A 16,319-nucleotide genomic window follows, 5' to 3' on the forward strand; every position below is an offset into this window, starting at 1 on the left:
TTAATCGTCCTTTGATAGGATCTGCATGTTTGAAGGCAGACGGTCGTTAAAGTAATCGCGCACAGCGCCGATCCGGCCTTGACGGATCTGCCATGCCCGAAAGTCAGCCTTCATCGCCAAAGCGAAGGTGATGACTGCCACCAGGCACCCGCCGATGAGAAGATAGAAGGACCGATAGCCGAGAACGTAGAGAGCCGGGATAGCAGCGAGTGCAATGCAACCTGCTACCATGTAGATGCTGGAATCCCTGTCCCACGCCGCCAGCGCTGCATCTATTTCCTTTGCGTCGAGCCCGTCACTCAGTTCTTTGAAGCGCTGAATGCCGCCATCGGCATATCGATCTCCGAAGCTTCTCGCCTTCAACCGGCCTTTCGGCCGCAACTCGTCGATCGTGTTCTGAACATTGTCGGCAGCATCTTCCGCAGCATGTGATGCTGCGTTGAAAAAGACCTTGATGCCGAAAGCCCGTTTCAGGTTCCAAGAGGCGAAACGACGGATGCGACCTTGCTCACTCATTGCGCTGCGCTCGCTGTCGTTACGGTCGTGCGACTGTCGCGCTCGTCAAGGCTGTTCGACAACAGCGCTGCAATTGCCGATGCTTGGCGGCGCTCGAGATTGAACCTCATCCAATCGACATGAAGGTTGAGAGCCTGGGTTAGCAGTTGTTCGCGCTGCACAGCGGCGGGAGACATGCCAGCCAGTTCCTTGTGCCACTCTGGATTGGAAAAGCGGGAGCGGACGAAAATATCTACCGCCTGCAGTTCGGAAACATGCTCGCCTACTTCGTAGGGATAGGATTCCGTCACGGCTTTTTTCGCCCAATCCGCAAGTTCTTTGCCACCCGTAGGAGCCGCAATGTCACCAAGATAGCTGTAGATCGAATGTGCTGCCGAACGGCGGGTAGCATCGACCTGACGAGCCGCAACTTGCGCCCTGCCGGCCGGCGATCTCATTTCCGCTTGAGTGATCGGCTTTGGCGGAATCGGATCGACCATGTTGTTGATCATCCGGACGTAAGCCTTGGATACTTCTCCATCCGACGTATCGAGAGTGATCGCGTCGGTTAGGAGGCGAACATCTGAAGTCGGATCAGCGAAGCCGGCGACATTCCTCAACTCGTCACGGTCTGCAATGATCGCGTTTGCGACCGCCAACCCACCTTCCGTTACCGGTTTGCCAATATCCTCGTTGCCGTATGACCAATTGCGGGATGCGTTGGCAACATCGTTGCCGCCGTAGCCCGCGACCCCCTGCCCTGGCTTGCCCATGCTGAAGATGCCCGACAAGTCGAGGCAGGCCGAGGTAGCCGGATCGTACCGACCGCCTTCCGCTGCAGCTCGGGCCTTCTGTCGCTCACGGATGGTTTCTGCCATCTGAGCGGCTTCCTGGGTCCGGGAGTTAGCTTCGATCGCGCGGTTCTGATAGGCACTCAATTGCGCGACGCCCTTCAGAATGGTTTGCGCAATCTGGTTGCCAACGTCAGTCGTATGAGAATTGATGTTCTCCTGAGCGCGGTAGACGATGTTTTGAACACCGCCGCAGGAGCAAGCGGCCAGTGCCGCATTACCGACGGAAAGGGACGCGAAAGCCGTTCCAGCAAACAGCAACGATTTGATGACTGCCTTCATCACAGGCCTCCCGGTCCATAGAGATCGTTATAGAGATTATTCAAAAGCGAGCCGTCATTCTCACGCCGCCCGGAGTTGTTGACCGAGGGCTGGTCCATATTTAGCGAGCCGCCCTTGTAATCATAGTTCAACGTCGGCACAGACCCGCCGCCCATACCGCCGGGCAACTGCAAGGAATCGAAGGATGGCAATTGAAGCGCGGACTGGAGCGGTTCAGTCACCTTGTTCCATTGCTCTTGCGCATAGGAGCAGATTTGCTGTTCGGCGTTCGACAAAGCCTGATTGAAAATCTGGCTCAGGTCCGGAACCTGGATTGCAAAATCAAGATTGACCTTCATCAGATTGTCGAGGCAGCCGAGCGAATCCAGTGACGGTGGCTTTTGAAGGGCTGCTTCATGGCGCTTCACTTCCTTGTCGATACCCGCGCGAATGGCCTCGACGAGGTTGATTTTCACCGTATCGACGCAGCCTTTGCCGCTATCTTTGAAAAGCTGCTCGATTTGGTCTGCATGAGCCGGCGAGGTCGCCATTGCCAGGCCACTAACGGCACAGACCGATAGAAGTCGGATGATTCTCATAGCGTTGCTTTCTCCCCTTGGAATGGTGGGATTTCTCGGATGAGAATCGGCCGTTTTGTGCCGATTCCGGGGAACCCTTCGGTCTGGTCGTACATGCCGCCGCCAGTCTCTCCGCCTAATCCGCCCTCCAAACCTGCGAAGGATTGACCGTTCATGGCCGCCATGCGTTTCAGCAAGTGAGCTTGAAGCTCTGCATAGGAGGAGAAGCCATTCGCCGTCAGATACGAGGCAGGCAAGACAGAGGGGTCAAAGCCGCTGGCGACCCAATCGTTGAGCGCACCGGCGCCGAGGAAGTGAGCCGCGCCGAGCAATCCGTCCTGGGTGATCTCGACACCGTTGATCGTCTGTCCGACGAGGCCGCGCGCCTGACTGCTCAGGGATGACCAATTGCGGGAAGCGAGCTCCATATTCGCCGCATCTTGAAGAGCGGCCCCCGCGCTCGAATAGCGAAGATCATTCAGGCTATTGACGCCTGCGGCTCTGGCCTTGTCGGTAGCGACATAATTGTTCCAATTGCCGGTGGAACCACTACCCGTATATTTGAAATATCCGAGAGATTCCCATGTGCCGGCCGTGATCTGATAACGACCGACGGCACTACCGCCGTTTCCGTTGAAGATTGAATAGGAGTTGCCGCCTTCGAGCTTGGACGTGTTTTCATTATAGTCCGCCCACGCAGTAAACGGCTGCAGCAATGCCAAGCACAGTATGACCATAATCGAGCGTTTCATCGCTTCTGCCCCGCTATCGTGATCTTCATGGCGTTGATGACGGAGCGCGGGTTTTTGTCGCCAAGCGAATAGGTCGCAACGCCGTCCTGCGTCGCGACTTCGATCAGATGACGATTATTGTCGTCACGCTCGTCAATGACTGAAAAATCTGGTCCCCATGCTTCGAGAACGTCGATGAGCTGCTTTTTCCCATCGAGAAAGATCACGGGACACGCCGAATTGCCGCAATAGTAATTTGACCGCACCAGAATAGCGGTCTCGTCACCATCCTTAATATTGACGTCTTGAGCGAGAACATTCGACGGCTCGAGCGGTTCTGACCCTCCCTTGAAGCGCTCTTTCAGCGCTTCGGTTGCGGCCTTCAGCTCATCTTCTGTCGGAGTTCTGTTCTTGCGCTCTTGGGGTACGGGTTGAGCCATATAAGCCGTTCCCGACCATTGCCAGAGGCGATGACCATCATAGAGCGGCTTCATGCCCGTCGCTGCAACGGGACCAAGCCCAACGGACTTGCCCGGCACCCGCCAAACCTCAAGCCATTGTTTATCGTCATAGTACAAAGCGGACACGAAACACCCGGTCGCACAACCGCGGGCCTCGCCGAGCAAGACCACCATCTGGTCGTAACCATCTGTCGGTTCTTCGAGCCAGACGCGCTTTGCCTGCACGATACGAAAATCACGCCCATACATTTTCCGCGCCGTCGCCGTCGCATCCGAGTCCTGCTTTTCGAAATTGATGGTTTCCGTCACCAGGTCGTCAATGTTGGACTGAGCCAGAGCAACGCTACCAATCGCGCTTGCCAACAGCGCGGCTGTAATTGCCTTTATCACGAGGCCTCCTTGATCAGTTCGTCCGCGAGCTGGCGAATTGCGTTGCCCCGAACCTTGTCATCAATTGCGACGCCACGATCTTCCATGTCTGCAAGACGGCGCTCGATCGTGTCCTTTGCCGAACCTGAAGGGAAACGGCGCGCGAGAATGCGCCGGGCTGCCTTCGAACCGAGGCTTTCGTAAAGCATCGTGCGTAGCGAGGTGTCCTCAGCCGTCGTTGAGAGCGCCCAAATTTCAATCGGGCCGAGCTGGTTGAATACGTGCTGGACATACGTGCCTGACCGCAGGTTCAGCATCGCCAGCAGCGGTGCGCCCTCCCCTTCGATCGGACCACGAAGCCCGCGCATAATGTCCATGATCGATGGGGTAAGATTGTAGGTCGATGCAATCTGACGGATAGATTCCTCCGTCGGCACGTTACAGAACCAGAAGCTGTTGGCGAGTTTCTGAATGCTCGTGTCGAAATCTTCGAGAAGCTGAGACGCAAGCGTGATTTGCACGCCGGCCTTACGACCGACGCGGCCGAGATTGATCATCTGGTCGCGGAAGCTGTCCAGGCCGCCAGTCAAATGATATTCGTCGACGCAGAGGCGCTTGCCCATCTGCCGGTTGTTCTCGATCCGCTGAAGATGATAGGCGCGAACCTCGTCGCTTAGATCACGAGCACGGATCTCGTCAGCATCCATCCAGAAATCGGTGGTCAGGGTCTGAAGCGAGACCATATACATGATGGCGGTCTGTCGCTTGGCGTGTGGACCTGTCTTCGCGGTTACGCCGGCAAGGTCGAACGCGATGATGCGGGCGTTCGAAACATCGAACCGCGTCGGTCGGGCCAGGATCGGATAATCGCGGCAAGCCGCCGTCAACATGCGCTGGAAAGCTTTCAGCACATCCTCGCCGGTTGGTGCCTTCATATCTCGGAATGGCTCTCGTACGATTTCGGAGTTAGAGACATTCACGAGATCGGCCAAGGTCGGGACGGCATAGCGCTGCGCTAGTGCAGCCTCATGATATCTCCCCTTCGAGAACAGATAGTCGGTGATCTCGTACCATGTCGTCGCGGTGTCGATCTCGAAACCAAGCTCTTCGAGCGCGGCGTCAACCTCGAAGGAATCGGATTTGGAATAGCGCTTCGGTGAGCGGCTATCGCTGAAGAACTTATAGGCTTCGTCGATCGTTGCGCCCGCAAGCGCACTGATACCGTCATAGGTCGCCTCCTCACCGTCCGGGGTACATATGAGGCAGAGCAGGTTTACAAGGTAAGCTCGCTCATATTCGAAGGGGTGACGCATGCACAGTTGCAGGTCGAGCGGGTTGACCGAATATTGTTCCGACATTTTCAGCCGATGAAAGACGGCTTCATGGCGGCGCTGGACCGGTAGAGCATCGCGAATGAGGCTGATCAGGCCTGACGACGATGGACCAATGTCGATAATCGAAATACGCGGCAACAGGCCCTCGTTAGACCTGCTTCGACCTGACTGGCGTGACAACGCCACGCCGAGATTGATCGAATTCATCAGGACCGATTTGCCGGAACCCGGCGTGCCGACGATCAGGTCAACCCAGCCCAACTGTTTCGAGGAACCGGGTTGATACGGCCACAGCTTGCCGTCTTTCGTCCGGAACATGACGGAACCCTGTTGCCATGGGCTTGCAGGTCGTGCGATCGGCGCAAGGGCAAAAGCGTCGGCAAGGCTGGCGGCGGCCGCCGGTGCTGTCGATTGTGCATTGAGCGCTAGAGCCGACGACATCACGCACTGGACGGGATCTCCGACCAGTGCGTCCGTCTGGCAGTTGCCCCATCGTTCTACCGTCCGCCGCAGGGTCGCCACATGCCGCTGCAGCGTCTCTATATCCGTCTTTGGCGCCCATGCTGCAAACGAGCAGCGCCACCGAACGACGGTATCATCCGCGCCGTCATCAAGACGCAGTTTCTCGAAAGCCTTCTTGATGCGTGAATTGTGGATCGGTGCGGTCCACGTCATGATATTCGTATATGTTTCCTTGAACATCTGCCCTTGGAAACCGCCGGAATCGATCAGCATCGACATCCGCCAGGAAATGCGTTGATTGCTGTCGAGCACCCTCCGGATCAGGTCATTGAATTGCACAACGACTTCCGGTCCAAGCGATATGTCGAAACCGGAGAAGACTGTTTCACCAAGTTGCACCGTCGTTTGGTCAATGATTTCGCCATGCTCATTGATGAGCTGTCGAGAAAGCAACGGCCAAAGGAGGTTCGAAACCTCGCTTTTCTTGAGTTCTTTGACAGATTTGGGCATACGAGCCCGCGCATAATCTCCGGGTAAGATCGCCTTCCAGCTATCCCCCGCGATCAGATATTCCGGGTTCAGCACGCCTTTGATCTGCGACAGGGCCTCATGCACTTCCAGCGGCTCGATTTCGATACCGACAATGTTGGCTTCTCGCACCATAGCCTCGCAGAAGGAGCGATGCCTTGTAACGAGGGCGTCGATCGCCAGCGCCGGCCACTGTGCATGCCGCATTTGCGGCGCACCCTGCATATCTTTGCGGGCCTTTTCCGAACTGGTTTTCAGCTCCTGGCGCGTGAGCAAGGTAGGCCGCGACCACAGCGCCATGAAACAACGCTCGCCGGTCAGACGTTTCGGCAACAATTGCCGCCGCTCGTCTATGAGATCGTGAATATCGAGGCCCGTATCGGCCGCAACGCCTTCAGTTACCGCAAGTGCACGATTGATGTCGGCCGCACCTAGTTCCGGGGTGTGCCCGAACCAGAACTGAAGCGTATAGCCGGCAGTTCCCAATTGCGAGCTGAAGGCAAGGCGGAGATCCGTCACCGCCTTGCTGATTTCCTTCTCGCCCGGCATGGACCGGAAGCCTTCAAGCCGAAATACCGTCACCAACGAACCGTCATCGGCAACAAGCATGTTTTCGCCTTCAGATGTCACAAGCCGGCAATAGCCGTCCAGCGACTTCCGCAGCGCCGACCGACCGATAACAGCCGCCAGCGTGTCCAGAATTCCGATCCCTCCCATCATCAGTTGATCGACCGCAAGGTTCCGTCAACCGACGTGGTATCGGCACCAGAGCCGAAGAACGTCGTCACACCCATGCCGAGAAATTCCGGAACGGCAATGAACAGTGCGGCCGCAACGCCGAACCAGATCGCCGTAGCTGGCCTTGAAGACGTATCATGCGGGTTGCGGTTGTGCTGCACCAGCTTGTTGATCGCCAGCATGGCGAACACAACACCAATGATGAACGAAGCCGCGCCGAGGAAGTCACCGGCAGGGCCGAGCGTATCATTGCGAACATTCGTCAGAACTTCGCCAAGGCCGCCACTCGATTGAGCGAGCGCCATGGTCTGGTAAGCAAACGTCCCGGCAAAGAGTGCCGCCGTTTGTATCCATGCCTTCTTCATAAGTGCTTTCCTTTCTTAGCCGAGCACAAGTTCTTCGATATAGCCGACGAACATCACGATATTCATCGCGAGTGTGCCGCCGATTAGGTGTGCGATGCCGAAGCCTAGAAGGCCCGGCGAATGCGCAGTTACAGACCTGTTGCACATCAGCAGACCGCGTATGAATCCGAGTAATCCGATAAACTGGACAACCCGCAGGAGAGCGATCAGAACAGACCGTGCTTGTTCATGATCGAGCGGAGCGAGCATTTCTGGCGCGTAAGCAAAAATTTCCGAGGCTGCGACCGTCTCGTCCACCTGGAAAAACGACATCAGGAATGCCGATATTGTAGATGACAGGGAAATTAGCAGGACGGCAGTGATGATCCCTGCCGTTGGCCCCCAAACTACAGAATCACCTCGCCCAATGAATTGACCAGACGAGCGACGTTCGCTCGCTAACGCGAACCCTTGGATAGATGATAGAGCCAGAACAATACCGATAATGAAGCATGTCGCGGCAACAAGCGCCTGTGCCGGCGGGATCAGGTCAGCGAGCCGCTGAACCAATCCCACCAAGCCATTCAGTGCTTCACCGTTTCCGCCCATGGCTCACCCATTTTACTGCGTCGTCGCAGCATCCTCTTTCGGTTTATCTCCGGCGGCGCTCGCTTCCGCTACCTTTTCCGGCTTCGGAGTTGGAACGGGTGGTGCCTTCGCCTTCGGGGTCACAATCTGATGTCGGGCATTGCCGAAAACCGCCTCGTCTGCCGGAGCTTCCCCGTCATTGCCAGCTTGAGCGGAATAGCCGTTTCCTCCCGGCTGGATCAGGCCGATAATTGCCTGATCCTGTGCCTTGAGTTCTCGCAGATGCGTGATGATCGTATCCACAACGCCGTTCTGCGAAGTCAGCGTTGTGACCTCCGCACGCAATGCATCGTTGTCGGCACGCAAATCAGCTACCTGACGTTTTAACGCAATAATTTCACGCTCAATCGGGGTTGGCGTAGATGTTTTTTCTATTTTGACTGAATCTGATTTTTCGCCGTGCGCACTACCCGCAGCAAAATATAGTCCGCCACCAGCAATTGCACAAATTCCGACTATCAAGACTACCCGGAATAGCATGCCTCTGTCGCTATCCTCCGTAGGTAGCCGAGATAGATTGTCATCATGCCTGCCTATACTCATCTTGTGCTCTGCGTGTGCTTTCGACAACACGAATCGAACAATTTTCGATTGTGGCCTTTTGGGGGTGACAATGAGACTCTTTATGGCATATTCAGACGATATTGCAATATAAAGCAAAAGGAAAATGCGGGAATGAATGCCTACAAAATCCTCCTCGCGTCATGTGCCATTTTCGCTACAGGTCTGCCCGCCAAGGCGGAATTGAATCTCTGGCAGCAGAATTTTGTGGGCTGCTCGGTCTCATCTTCACCCTATACAACGCAGGTCCTTTTCAAGGACGCGTCGAAGGTTCGCCCGCTCATGCAAATTGCCGGGATGAACGCATGGGCGGTTCCAACTGCTGATGGCGGCCAGCAAATCGCGCTCACCACACCGGACGGTCTGACGATTTACGGTCGCATCGTCGGCCCGCAGGGTGAAGACATTTCCGCCGCTCTTCTGGCGACCACACCAACCGTCACACCGGAACCTTCGCCGTTCGATCCGCAGTCGCCAGCCACCTCATCAACGACGACCTCTCAGGCTGCCGCTAATGTTATCCGGTCGGTTCCCGGAGTAGGAACCGCCGCGCAGATAGCGGCCGCGGCCGCCGCACCACAAATCGGACAGTCCTCCCCTGCCCCGGTTGAACAACCATCCACGGCAGAGCCGCAACAGGCTGCTTCGGCTGCCCCGTCTGTTGAGAGGCCAGCAAGCAACAATTCGGTCGCTGCATCGGCAGCACCCGCAACGCAAGCCGCTCAATCCACGCAGGCCCCTACCGCCGCAACGCCGCCACCAGAGGCTCAGCCGCAACAGCAGGCGCAAACCGCTACCCCTCCGCAACAGCTCGCATCGGTGGGCTCGCAAACCGTTCCAGACGTTCCCAAGGCAGCCAGCATTGAACAGCTTATGCAGCAGGCTCAGGATTTCGCTATGTGGTTCCCTGCCAATAAGCCAAAGCCCGGTTCGCCTCTCGTCTACGTCTTCGTTGATCCCACCTGCCCGCATTGCGCATGGTCGTTCGAGCATCTGAAGCAGCGGATCGATGACAACACGATTGACCTGCGCGTCATCATGGCCCCGATCCTTTCGCCCGAGGCCGCGCAGATCGCGGCTTCAATCATGCATCAGGAGGATATTGCTACGAGCTTGCGTGACCAGCTCGCATCCGTGATCGGATCGGGCAAGCCAGCGCCGAAGGTCGATCCGAAGAACTTCGACAACGCCGTGGTCGCAGCTATGCAACGCAATGTCGATTGGATGCGTCTCAATGGCGTTCCCGGAACCCCATTTTATCTCTATCGCACGAAGGAAGGTGCTCAGTTCGCCTTTGGCGCTCTCAATGATGCACAACTAGCAACCGCTCTCCCCGACGCGCAGCCAGCCGCTACCGCCAACAACGCCGGAACCGCCGCCCAATGAGCCAGAACGCCGATTACGGCCAGATCGAAACAATCCTCATGCGGGCGGACGTTTATCGGACCGCCTATCGTCGCATGAGCATCATCGCCCTTGCCTTGCTTGTCGTCGCCGTGATCGCCGTCCTGGCGGCGGTTAGCCTCGCGTTGACAAGGCCGGAGCCGCGATATTTCGCAACGACAGCCGACGGGCGCATTCAGCCGCTCATACCGCTCGATCAACCACATTTGAGCGCCGCTGAGATAGCGACCTATGCGGCAGAAGCCGTCACCCGGTCCTTTACCTATTCATTCGCCACGTACCAGCAGGATTTTCAGGACGCGCAGCAGTATTTCACCAAGCCGCAAGGCTGGAATTCATTCGTTGATGCTGTTCAGAAATCCGGAACGCTCGAACTTGTGAAAAACCGCCGTCTCAACACGACTGCGATCGCACAACGCGCAGTTATCGTGCGAGAAGGCGTCAATGCCAATGGCGTCTACGAGTGGATCGTTCAGATGCCGGTACGCGTCACCTATCAGTCTGCATCGGAAGTGACAGGCCAAAATTTGATGGTCACGATCACCCTGCAGCGTTTGCAAAGCTATGAACACCCGCGCGGCGCGGCTATCTCCCGCTTCCTCGCGGCCCCCGGAGGTGCTTGATGAGAATGTTCGCCGGCAATATCGCTTTTCTCCTTGCCTTGAGTGGGTCCGCACTTGCTCAACAGGCTGCTCAGCCTGCGCAAACATACACGCCTCCAACGCCAGAGGCCGCCGCCGAACTGCCTGTCCAACAGCCTCAGCAACAAGAGCAGGTATCTCAACCTGCCGACGAGCAGGAAACTCAAGGGCAAGGCCAACCTGCATACTCCAAATACGGCGAAGCAATGCCCGGACAGGCCGCGCAACGCCAGCCACGACAAGCCCCGAATGTCCCGATCATCGGCGCCCGCCGTCTGATGCAGTCACTTTCCGAACTGGACCGTCCCCTGACGCCAGAAGAGATTACGGCCTATGGCGCAACTGTTCAGTCGTTAATGCCGATGTCTCCGGAAATCATCCGCGATTATCGGCGTAGGGTCGATGAAAGCCAGAAGGCCGCGGCGATGCCGCCAAGCGGTTTCAGAGCACGGCCAATATCTGATTCCGTGCGTATGTCGCTCAAGTCGAATCAGGCGCTCCAAACCCTGTACACGACGCCAAACACGGTATCGGTAATGGCTTTCTACGACCGCACAGGCAAAGCATGGCCGATTGCCAGCTTTGTCGTTGGTCGAGCCGATTCTTTCCAAGTCTATGCGCTGCAGGAAGGTTCGAACCAGATCGCAGTCACGCCGCTCGTGACGCACGGCTATTCGAACCTGATAATCTCGCTTGTCGAGGAAGATCGCCCGATCGTGATCAATCTCGAGACAAGCGATACCAAGACGCATTTCCGCCGTGACATCACCGTTGAGGGGTACGGCCCAAATGCCGCGGTCTCGCCGACGGAAGTTTCCGTTAAAGAACCGCCTTCCAACGGGACGATGATGGCCTTCGCACAAGGTGCGGATCTACCAAGATCGGCAATCAAATTGCGGACATCTGACAGCAATGTTGAGGCCTGGCTTCTCGATGGAGCCTATTATCTCCGGACATCTGACACATACACCTCCCCGTCCCCACAAGCCATGCTGACGGGACCGGGAGGCGTCCATGCCGTGAAAATCAAGCCCTCCCCCGTTGTGCTGATCTCGCGCAATGGCACGATTTCCAGAGTGAGGATTTCCCAATGAGCGACGCAAGCGACGAAAACGCTAAGAATTCGGCCGAGCGCGAGGACGCCGCTCCGGACCTGGCCGGTGCAGCAACCGTCAACCGTTCGGGCCGCAAACGCGGATCACGAGTTCAGACCTACGTCGTAATCGGTTTGCTCGCCTCAGCCGTCGGCTATGTCGGCTACTCCATGTTCAAGCAAAGCGACCTTGCACCATCCCGTATTTCGCGTGGCCCCAATGTCGATGCTACGCCAGCCGGACAGCAGCAGGCCGATTCCGAACGGTATCAGCAATCGCTTGATGCGGTTAACCAGCAGGGCGCGCAAACGGCTGATCAAAGCGGGGGCAGCTTCCTCGCTACGCCAGACGAACCGTTGCGCAATATTGACGATATTCGCGACGTCACGAAGGAGCCCTACCCTCGCCAACGTCCGGTGGCTCCTGCCAACGAAGTTCCGACGCAGCGGGTTGAGAATTTCACTCCTGACCGCCGTCAGGCCATGACCCCGGATGACTACAGTGACATCAACACGCTTGCCGGTGCGATGGCCGCCCAAGCTGCAAGTCTAGCGTCGCAATGGTCTCCCAAGGGGTCTGTTAATACGATCGTTCTCAATCAGACGCTCTACAAGTCGCCCGAACAGCGACAGGCCGAGGCCGAGGCAGCGCGACAGGCCGCCCTATCAGGCACTGGCGGCGTTGTTGACGGCGCAAACATGCTCATCAAAGCCGGTCAGATCCTCTTTGCACGCACCGTCAATGCGTCCGACTCCGATACGCCCGGTCCCGTCGTCGCCGAAATCTTCCAGAAAGGCCCTCTGTATCGTGCCCGAATGCTCGGGTCATTTCAGCAAAACCGCAACACGAACGCTTTGATTGTCGAATTCAGCCGCCTTGTGATGGCCGATGGCACCGAAGTACCGATCTCGGCATATGCCGTTGATGGTGCCAAAGGCTCCATCGCCGTCAAATCAGATGTAGATCATCGGTGGCTTGCCCGCTACGGGCCGCGACTTGCCGGTGCCTTCATTTCCGGCCTTGGCGAAACCATGTCGCGCCCAAGCCAGGAAATCATCATCGGCAATAACTCCACGACTGTCGTTGATCGCGAAACCGAGCTGAAGGACGCGCTATATGCCGGCGCTGGCCGTGTTGGCGATCAGCTCGCCAGCGAAATCGAGGACATGGCCCCGAGTGGACCGCTCGTCAAGCTTGGCAGCGGCTACACCATTGGCGTCCTATTCATGCAGGGCGTACCCAATGTTCAGGGCACGCTTAATTCGGTAGCTACGCGATGAGTGAACAGGAATTCGAAGACGGCAACCGCTTCAAAAGAAAGGTCCATTGGCGCGACTCCATGCGAGAACCCCGTCTCATGATCTTTGATGCCCGCCTGGTCTTCTTTTTCCTGCTTCTGGCGGTCCATCTTGCGGTCTGGACCGCCGTTCTTCTCTTGGCAGCAATGCTTGTGTTCTGGCTCGTTGAACGGGCTGGATATCGTTTCCCGAGTGCTCTCAGGACGATCAGGGCCACCTTTGCCGGCCATAGGAGGCCGGCGTTCTATCAGAGACGTTATCGCGAAGCAGTAGACTACGGATTCGAATATCGCCGCTCCCCCTCCCCTCCCCCGATACCCGCTCAGAAGGCTCCGGAAGTAACGGAGCCCGAACCTGTCGAGACACAGGCGGGCAGCCTCCCATTAGCCGCAGAATAAGCGGCTATTTTTTTGCTTCGCATTCATTTCCGAATGGCATATATAAGCAAAACGTTTTCCATAGGTTTTAAATAGGTATACCATAATAAAACCTTTGCGAAACGTAGGGATTGCGTTTACCATCCGTTCATAATCCGATGATAAAAGCGATAGTGAAGACATTCGCATGGTTTCGGATGCGTCCACTATCCGAATAGCAACTAGATACGGAAGATGATCGTATGGCTGTCGTTTCCTTCATGACCACCAAAGGCGGCGGTGGAAAAACCACAAGCGCCACGCTTTTTGCGACCGTACTCGCAGAGCAGGGCGCTTCGGTATGCATGATCGACGCCGACCCCAACCAGCCGCTTGTTGGTTGGGCAACAGAGGCGGTTCATCCTAAATCGTTGACGGTGATCGGCGATGTACATGAGGACAACATCATCGAAACGATCGAAGAACAATCTGCCAAGCATATGTTTGTGGTTGTCGATCTCGAAGGCTCGGCAAACCTATCGACCGGCTATGCGCTGACCCAAAGCGATCTGATACTTATCCCGTTGCAGCCGTCCAAACTCGATGCCAACGAAGCGGCCAAAACACTGAAATTCATCCTCAGACAGGGTAAAAGCAGTGGGAAGACAATGCCTGCACGGGTATTTTGGGCTCGCACGCCAGCCGCTTATATTACGCGCAGCGCTCGCGATATCGGCTCGCAATTCGAGGAAGCAGGAATCGGCTTTCTCGAAACCAGCTTGATCGAACGAGAAGCCTTCAGGGGCATCTTCAACTACGGCAGGACGCTGGAGAACCTGACCGAAGATCAGGTTCCCTCACTTGAGAAGGCTCGGGCTAACGCCGCTGCGTTCACCGGTGAAATCATCGCCTTGCTGAAGGAGCACCGCACATGAGCACGCACAATATTCGCCTTGATCTGGATGAGTTTAAACCAGAGGCCAAGAAGGCCGATCCTGCTGCAAAGGCGTCCGTGGAAAAGCTTGCCGAGGCAACCGGTTTCAAGACGCGCCATGCACCGGAACAGACCCGCAATGAGCCGAAACCTTCCCCGAAACCTGACTCCGTACCTGCACCGGCCGCGCCGGTAGCGCCAGTTGCATCAGAAGGAGAGGGCGAAGCACGTCGCCGTGGTAGAAAACGGACCACCAATCGTAATACTCCCTTTGCCGTGAAGCTGAAGGTTGAGACGAACAACCTGATCTATGAGTTTGCCGACCGCCTGGAATGCAACGCGATTGCCGAGGTCCTGGAACTCGCACTTGGCGCACTTCAGAAAGAACTCGACGAGGGCATAGACCCTCGCGCTCGCGCGGCCGAACATGCGGCCGCCCAGGGCTAATGCCCGGCGGCCGGGTAGGGGAGGGCTGGCAAGCGTTTGCGAACGCGGTTAGCAGCCCCAGGCTTTCGCGGCGGATCTATGCCCGGCGCGCTGCGCTCGCCGGGCTTCTGATCGCCGCGACGCTCTTCCTACTCCTCCTGCAGGGGCATATCGGGACTGCCATGACAGTTCCGGTCATCATCGTCGGCATGTGCTTTGCAGCCCTGTTTACCGGCCTTCTTGCGGAAATAGTCGCCATATGGTCGCGAAACAGGTTGTACACGTCCAGAAGCGGTCATTGGATCGTCTTTCCACTGACCTTTGCTATCTCTCCTATTCTGGCGCCGATCGTGCTCGCCGTTTCGACTGTGCAATTCCTCAAATCGACGTCCTGATCCAAAGTAAAGCCTAGTGGCAATGAGAGGTCGTGTGAATTGGACGCTTTCATATCGAATGATAGGATCTGATGAACGAAGATGATCAACGATAACTGGAGGGATTAATGCTGGTTGACGATCGAAACTTGTTACGAATTGCTGGATATGCTGCTGCAACGGCGTTCGTGGGTGCTGCGTCACTCGGATTTCATAAACCTGTTTTGAGTTGGTTTGCGCTTTTGGCTGTGGCTATCGTTGGCGGGCTATTGAGCTATGCGCCTGGTCTGGTCCACCGTTTGCGATTTCAGGAAGCGTCCAGCATAGTTTTGGTGAGCGCTCTTGCAACAGTGATGGGTGAGGGCCTTTGGCTGGAAATATTTGCCAGTTGATGCGGTTTTTGCGCACAGTTTAGACCGCTGATATTTCATGCAGAATTATGCGATTTGGAACCTAACGGCCGGTTTGCTTGCGTTACTGGATATATGAGTTTCCGTTTTGAGAAGGCGACTTAGGGAAGCGTGAGGTATCGCAGGATTGTTTGCGTCTGCCTATGGCACCGCCGCCCTATTCGCCGGCTTTACCGGCTCACCGAACCATCCGCACCGCTCGCCAGCCTTAGCAACGGCGTTCCCGGTCTTTTGCTCCGCAAGCCCGTCACTTGCCTGCTTCGTCAAGGCTCCCGGCACGTCCGTTTCGGCCCATGCGGGTGACGACCGGACTGACGCGGCGATGCCATCGCTTCGCTCATGCCATCGCAGAATAAAAGCCGGCCGTAGGCCGTCCTATTTGCGTCAACGCGAAAAAGGATGCTCATCATGCATATGAGAAAGCTTGTTCAACTGGCGATGTCCGGCGTCTTGGTTCTTGGCTCGTTCGCTTTCGCTGAAGAACCTGACTGGACCGGACGCTCACAACAGGAACGAGAGGCCGATAGTTCGGACTCCCGGCACTCCAACCCCGAGGAATCGACAGAGCAACAGGGGTCGGTTCCGGATCGGGGCGAAATGACACCCTAAGAGTTTGCGTCGATGGGCCAGAAATATTCGCCCGTCAACAGGATGTGCGCCCAGCCCAGAGGAGAGATATGGGCTAATAGCTCGGGCGGCACATCAAGACCTTCGTTTCGCCGTTCGACCACTGCGTGGCTGAGATGGACGGTGTTCCAGTAAATGATGATCGCTGTGAGCAGGTTCAGCCCGGCGATCCGGTAATGCTGCCCCTCCGTGGTTCGATCCCGGATTTCACCCTGCCTGCCAATCCGCAAGGCATTCTTGAGTGCATGATGAGCCTCGCCCTTGTTGAGGCCGATCTGGGCGCGGCGCTGCATATCGGTGTGAACCGCGCCGGGTTTGCCGGAGACCGTTTGGTTTAAGTTATGCGGCCATGGGTGGCGCGTCCAGCATGGCGTGATATCGTTCTTCGGCCTCG

19 protein-coding genes are annotated in these 16,319 nt (G+C 56.7%); 9 read left to right on the forward strand and 10 right to left on the reverse strand.

The window, feature by feature from the left end; all coding sequences use genetic code 11:
- Genes FHS76_RS19950 through FHS76_RS19990 form a run of 9 tightly spaced genes read right to left on the reverse strand, consistent with a single transcriptional unit; the run spans nt 1 to nt 8,280 of the window.
- Entirely contained in the window at nt 1-516 is a 516-nt protein-coding gene (locus FHS76_RS19950) for a hypothetical protein (RefSeq protein WP_100560318.1), read from the reverse strand.
- A complete protein-coding gene (locus FHS76_RS19955) occupies nt 513-1,628 on the reverse strand; it encodes a hypothetical protein (RefSeq protein WP_100560320.1) in 1,116 nt (371 codons plus the stop codon). Before FHS76_RS19955 ends, FHS76_RS19950 begins: the two co-directional genes overlap by 4 nt.
- Nucleotides 1,628-2,206, reverse strand: a complete 579-nt coding sequence (locus FHS76_RS19960) for a hypothetical protein (RefSeq protein WP_100560321.1) — start codon at nt 2,204-2,206, stop codon at nt 1,628-1,630. The genes FHS76_RS19955 and FHS76_RS19960 overlap by 1 nt, the downstream gene beginning before the upstream one ends.
- Nucleotides 2,203-2,937, reverse strand: coding sequence for a hypothetical protein (locus tag FHS76_RS19965; protein WP_100560323.1), 735 nt, complete (start codon nt 2,935-2,937; stop codon nt 2,203-2,205). The genes FHS76_RS19960 and FHS76_RS19965 overlap by 4 nt, the downstream gene beginning before the upstream one ends.
- Nucleotides 2,934-3,767 carry a hypothetical protein gene (locus tag FHS76_RS19970; protein ID WP_183657164.1) on the reverse strand — a complete coding sequence of 278 codons (834 nt, stop codon included), beginning with the start codon at nt 3,765-3,767 and terminating at the stop codon, nt 2,934-2,936. Before FHS76_RS19970 ends, FHS76_RS19965 begins: the two co-directional genes overlap by 4 nt.
- Nucleotides 3,764-6,790 (reverse strand): hypothetical protein, encoded by a 3,027-nt coding sequence (locus FHS76_RS19975; RefSeq protein WP_100560326.1) that lies wholly within the window; start codon nt 6,788-6,790, stop codon nt 3,764-3,766. Before FHS76_RS19975 ends, FHS76_RS19970 begins: the two co-directional genes overlap by 4 nt.
- Complete coding sequence (locus FHS76_RS19980) at nt 6,790-7,173, reverse strand: hypothetical protein (RefSeq protein ID WP_100560328.1); 384 nt, start codon at nt 7,171-7,173, stop codon at nt 6,790-6,792. Before FHS76_RS19980 ends, FHS76_RS19975 begins: the two co-directional genes overlap by 1 nt.
- Before the next feature lie 15 nt (nt 7,174-7,188).
- On the reverse strand, nt 7,189-7,761 hold the full coding sequence (locus FHS76_RS19985; protein WP_183657166.1) for a hypothetical protein: 573 nt from the start codon (nt 7,759-7,761) through the stop codon (nt 7,189-7,191).
- A 12-nt stretch (nt 7,762-7,773) separates the two neighbouring features.
- Nucleotides 7,774-8,280 carry a hypothetical protein gene (locus FHS76_RS19990; protein ID WP_183657169.1) on the reverse strand — a complete coding sequence of 169 codons (507 nt, stop codon included), beginning with the start codon at nt 8,278-8,280 and terminating at the stop codon, nt 7,774-7,776.
- A 195-nt stretch (nt 8,281-8,475) separates the two neighbouring features.
- On the opposite strand from FHS76_RS19990, the gene FHS76_RS19995 reads away from it, so the two are divergent.
- From FHS76_RS19995 to FHS76_RS20035, 9 genes are all read left to right on the forward strand, one after another.
- Complete coding sequence (locus tag FHS76_RS19995; RefSeq protein WP_183657172.1) at nt 8,476-9,747, forward strand: thioredoxin fold domain-containing protein; 1,272 nt, start codon at nt 8,476-8,478, stop codon at nt 9,745-9,747.
- Nucleotides 9,744-10,388, forward strand: a complete 645-nt coding sequence (locus FHS76_RS20000) for a type IVB secretion system apparatus protein IcmL/DotI (protein ID WP_100560336.1) — start codon at nt 9,744-9,746, stop codon at nt 10,386-10,388. The genes FHS76_RS19995 and FHS76_RS20000 overlap by 4 nt, the downstream gene beginning before the upstream one ends.
- Nucleotides 10,388-11,500 (forward strand): DotH/IcmK family type IV secretion protein, encoded by a 1,113-nt coding sequence (locus FHS76_RS20005; protein WP_198513220.1) that lies wholly within the window; start codon nt 10,388-10,390, stop codon nt 11,498-11,500. Before FHS76_RS20000 ends, FHS76_RS20005 begins: the two co-directional genes overlap by 1 nt.
- Nucleotides 11,497-12,780, forward strand: coding sequence for a DotG/IcmE/VirB10 family protein (locus FHS76_RS20010; RefSeq protein WP_183657177.1), 1,284 nt, complete (start codon nt 11,497-11,499; stop codon nt 12,778-12,780). The genes FHS76_RS20005 and FHS76_RS20010 overlap by 4 nt, the downstream gene beginning before the upstream one ends.
- A gap of 77 nt (nt 12,781-12,857) precedes the next feature.
- Nucleotides 12,858-13,196: an IcmT/TraK family protein gene (icmT, locus tag FHS76_RS22475; protein WP_235992803.1), complete on the forward strand. Its 339-nt coding sequence runs from the start codon at nt 12,858-12,860 to the stop codon at nt 13,194-13,196.
- A 221-nt stretch (nt 13,197-13,417) separates the two neighbouring features.
- The gene (locus FHS76_RS20020) at nt 13,418-14,089 is read left to right on the forward strand and encodes a ParA family protein (protein ID WP_100560340.1); all 672 of its coding nucleotides are present in this window, start codon (nt 13,418-13,420) and stop codon (nt 14,087-14,089) included.
- A complete protein-coding gene (locus FHS76_RS20025) occupies nt 14,086-14,535 on the forward strand; it encodes a hypothetical protein (RefSeq protein WP_183657180.1) in 450 nt (149 codons plus the stop codon). The genes FHS76_RS20020 and FHS76_RS20025 overlap by 4 nt, the downstream gene beginning before the upstream one ends.
- Before the next feature lie 161 nt (nt 14,536-14,696).
- Nucleotides 14,697-14,909, forward strand: a complete 213-nt coding sequence (locus FHS76_RS20030) for a hypothetical protein (RefSeq protein ID WP_162751127.1) — start codon at nt 14,697-14,699, stop codon at nt 14,907-14,909.
- Between the two features lie 107 nt (nt 14,910-15,016).
- Nucleotides 15,017-15,280: a hypothetical protein gene (locus FHS76_RS20035; RefSeq protein ID WP_113397793.1), complete on the forward strand. Its 264-nt coding sequence runs from the start codon at nt 15,017-15,019 to the stop codon at nt 15,278-15,280.
- 623 nt (nt 15,281-15,903) lie between these two features.
- Here FHS76_RS20035 and FHS76_RS20040 read toward each other — a convergent pair.
- Nucleotides 15,904-16,319 (reverse strand): Tn3 family transposase (locus FHS76_RS20040; RefSeq protein WP_235992798.1); only part of this gene is annotated, 416 nt, incomplete at its 5' end.

Origin of the sequence: Brucella daejeonensis, from assembly GCF_014199265.1 — a bacterium.
GTDB classification, from domain to species: Bacteria; Pseudomonadota; Alphaproteobacteria; order Rhizobiales; family Rhizobiaceae; genus Brucella; species Brucella daejeonensis.

Excerpts from the sequence above, each read along its gene's own strand:
- FHS76_RS19950 (WP_100560318.1), bottom strand. The coding sequence starts at position 516 with ATGAGTGAGCAAGGTCGCATCCGTCGTTTCGCCTCTTGGAACCTGAAA.
- FHS76_RS19955 (WP_100560320.1), bottom strand. The coding sequence starts at position 1,628 with ATGAAGGCAGTCATCAAATCGTTGCTGTTTGCTGGAACGGCTTTCGCG.
- FHS76_RS19960 (WP_100560321.1), bottom strand. The coding sequence starts at position 2,206 with ATGAGAATCATCCGACTTCTATCGGTCTGTGCCGTTAGTGGCCTGGCA.
- FHS76_RS19965 (WP_100560323.1), bottom strand. The coding sequence starts at position 2,937 with ATGAAACGCTCGATTATGGTCATACTGTGCTTGGCATTGCTGCAGCCG.
- FHS76_RS19975 (WP_100560326.1), bottom strand. The coding sequence starts at position 6,790 with ATGATGGGAGGGATCGGAATTCTGGACACGCTGGCGGCTGTTATCGGT.
- FHS76_RS19980 (WP_100560328.1), bottom strand. The coding sequence starts at position 7,173 with ATGAAGAAGGCATGGATACAAACGGCGGCACTCTTTGCCGGGACGTTT.
- FHS76_RS19985 (WP_183657166.1), bottom strand. The coding sequence starts at position 7,761 with ATGGGCGGAAACGGTGAAGCACTGAATGGCTTGGTGGGATTGGTTCAG.
- FHS76_RS19990 (WP_183657169.1), bottom strand. The coding sequence starts at position 8,280 with ATGCTATTCCGGGTAGTCTTGATAGTCGGAATTTGTGCAATTGCTGGT.
- FHS76_RS19995 (WP_183657172.1), top strand. The coding sequence starts at position 8,476 with ATGAATGCCTACAAAATCCTCCTCGCGTCATGTGCCATTTTCGCTACA.
- FHS76_RS20000 (WP_100560336.1), top strand. The coding sequence starts at position 9,744 with ATGAGCCAGAACGCCGATTACGGCCAGATCGAAACAATCCTCATGCGG.
- FHS76_RS20005 (WP_198513220.1), top strand. The coding sequence starts at position 10,388 with ATGAGAATGTTCGCCGGCAATATCGCTTTTCTCCTTGCCTTGAGTGGG.
- FHS76_RS20010 (WP_183657177.1), top strand. The coding sequence starts at position 11,497 with ATGAGCGACGCAAGCGACGAAAACGCTAAGAATTCGGCCGAGCGCGAG.
- icmT (WP_235992803.1), top strand. The coding sequence starts at position 12,858 with ATGATCTTTGATGCCCGCCTGGTCTTCTTTTTCCTGCTTCTGGCGGTC.
- FHS76_RS20020 (WP_100560340.1), top strand. The coding sequence starts at position 13,418 with ATGGCTGTCGTTTCCTTCATGACCACCAAAGGCGGCGGTGGAAAAACC.
- FHS76_RS20025 (WP_183657180.1), top strand. The coding sequence starts at position 14,086 with ATGAGCACGCACAATATTCGCCTTGATCTGGATGAGTTTAAACCAGAG.
- FHS76_RS20030 (WP_162751127.1), top strand. The coding sequence starts at position 14,697 with ATGACAGTTCCGGTCATCATCGTCGGCATGTGCTTTGCAGCCCTGTTT.
- FHS76_RS20035 (WP_113397793.1), top strand. The coding sequence starts at position 15,017 with ATGCTGGTTGACGATCGAAACTTGTTACGAATTGCTGGATATGCTGCT.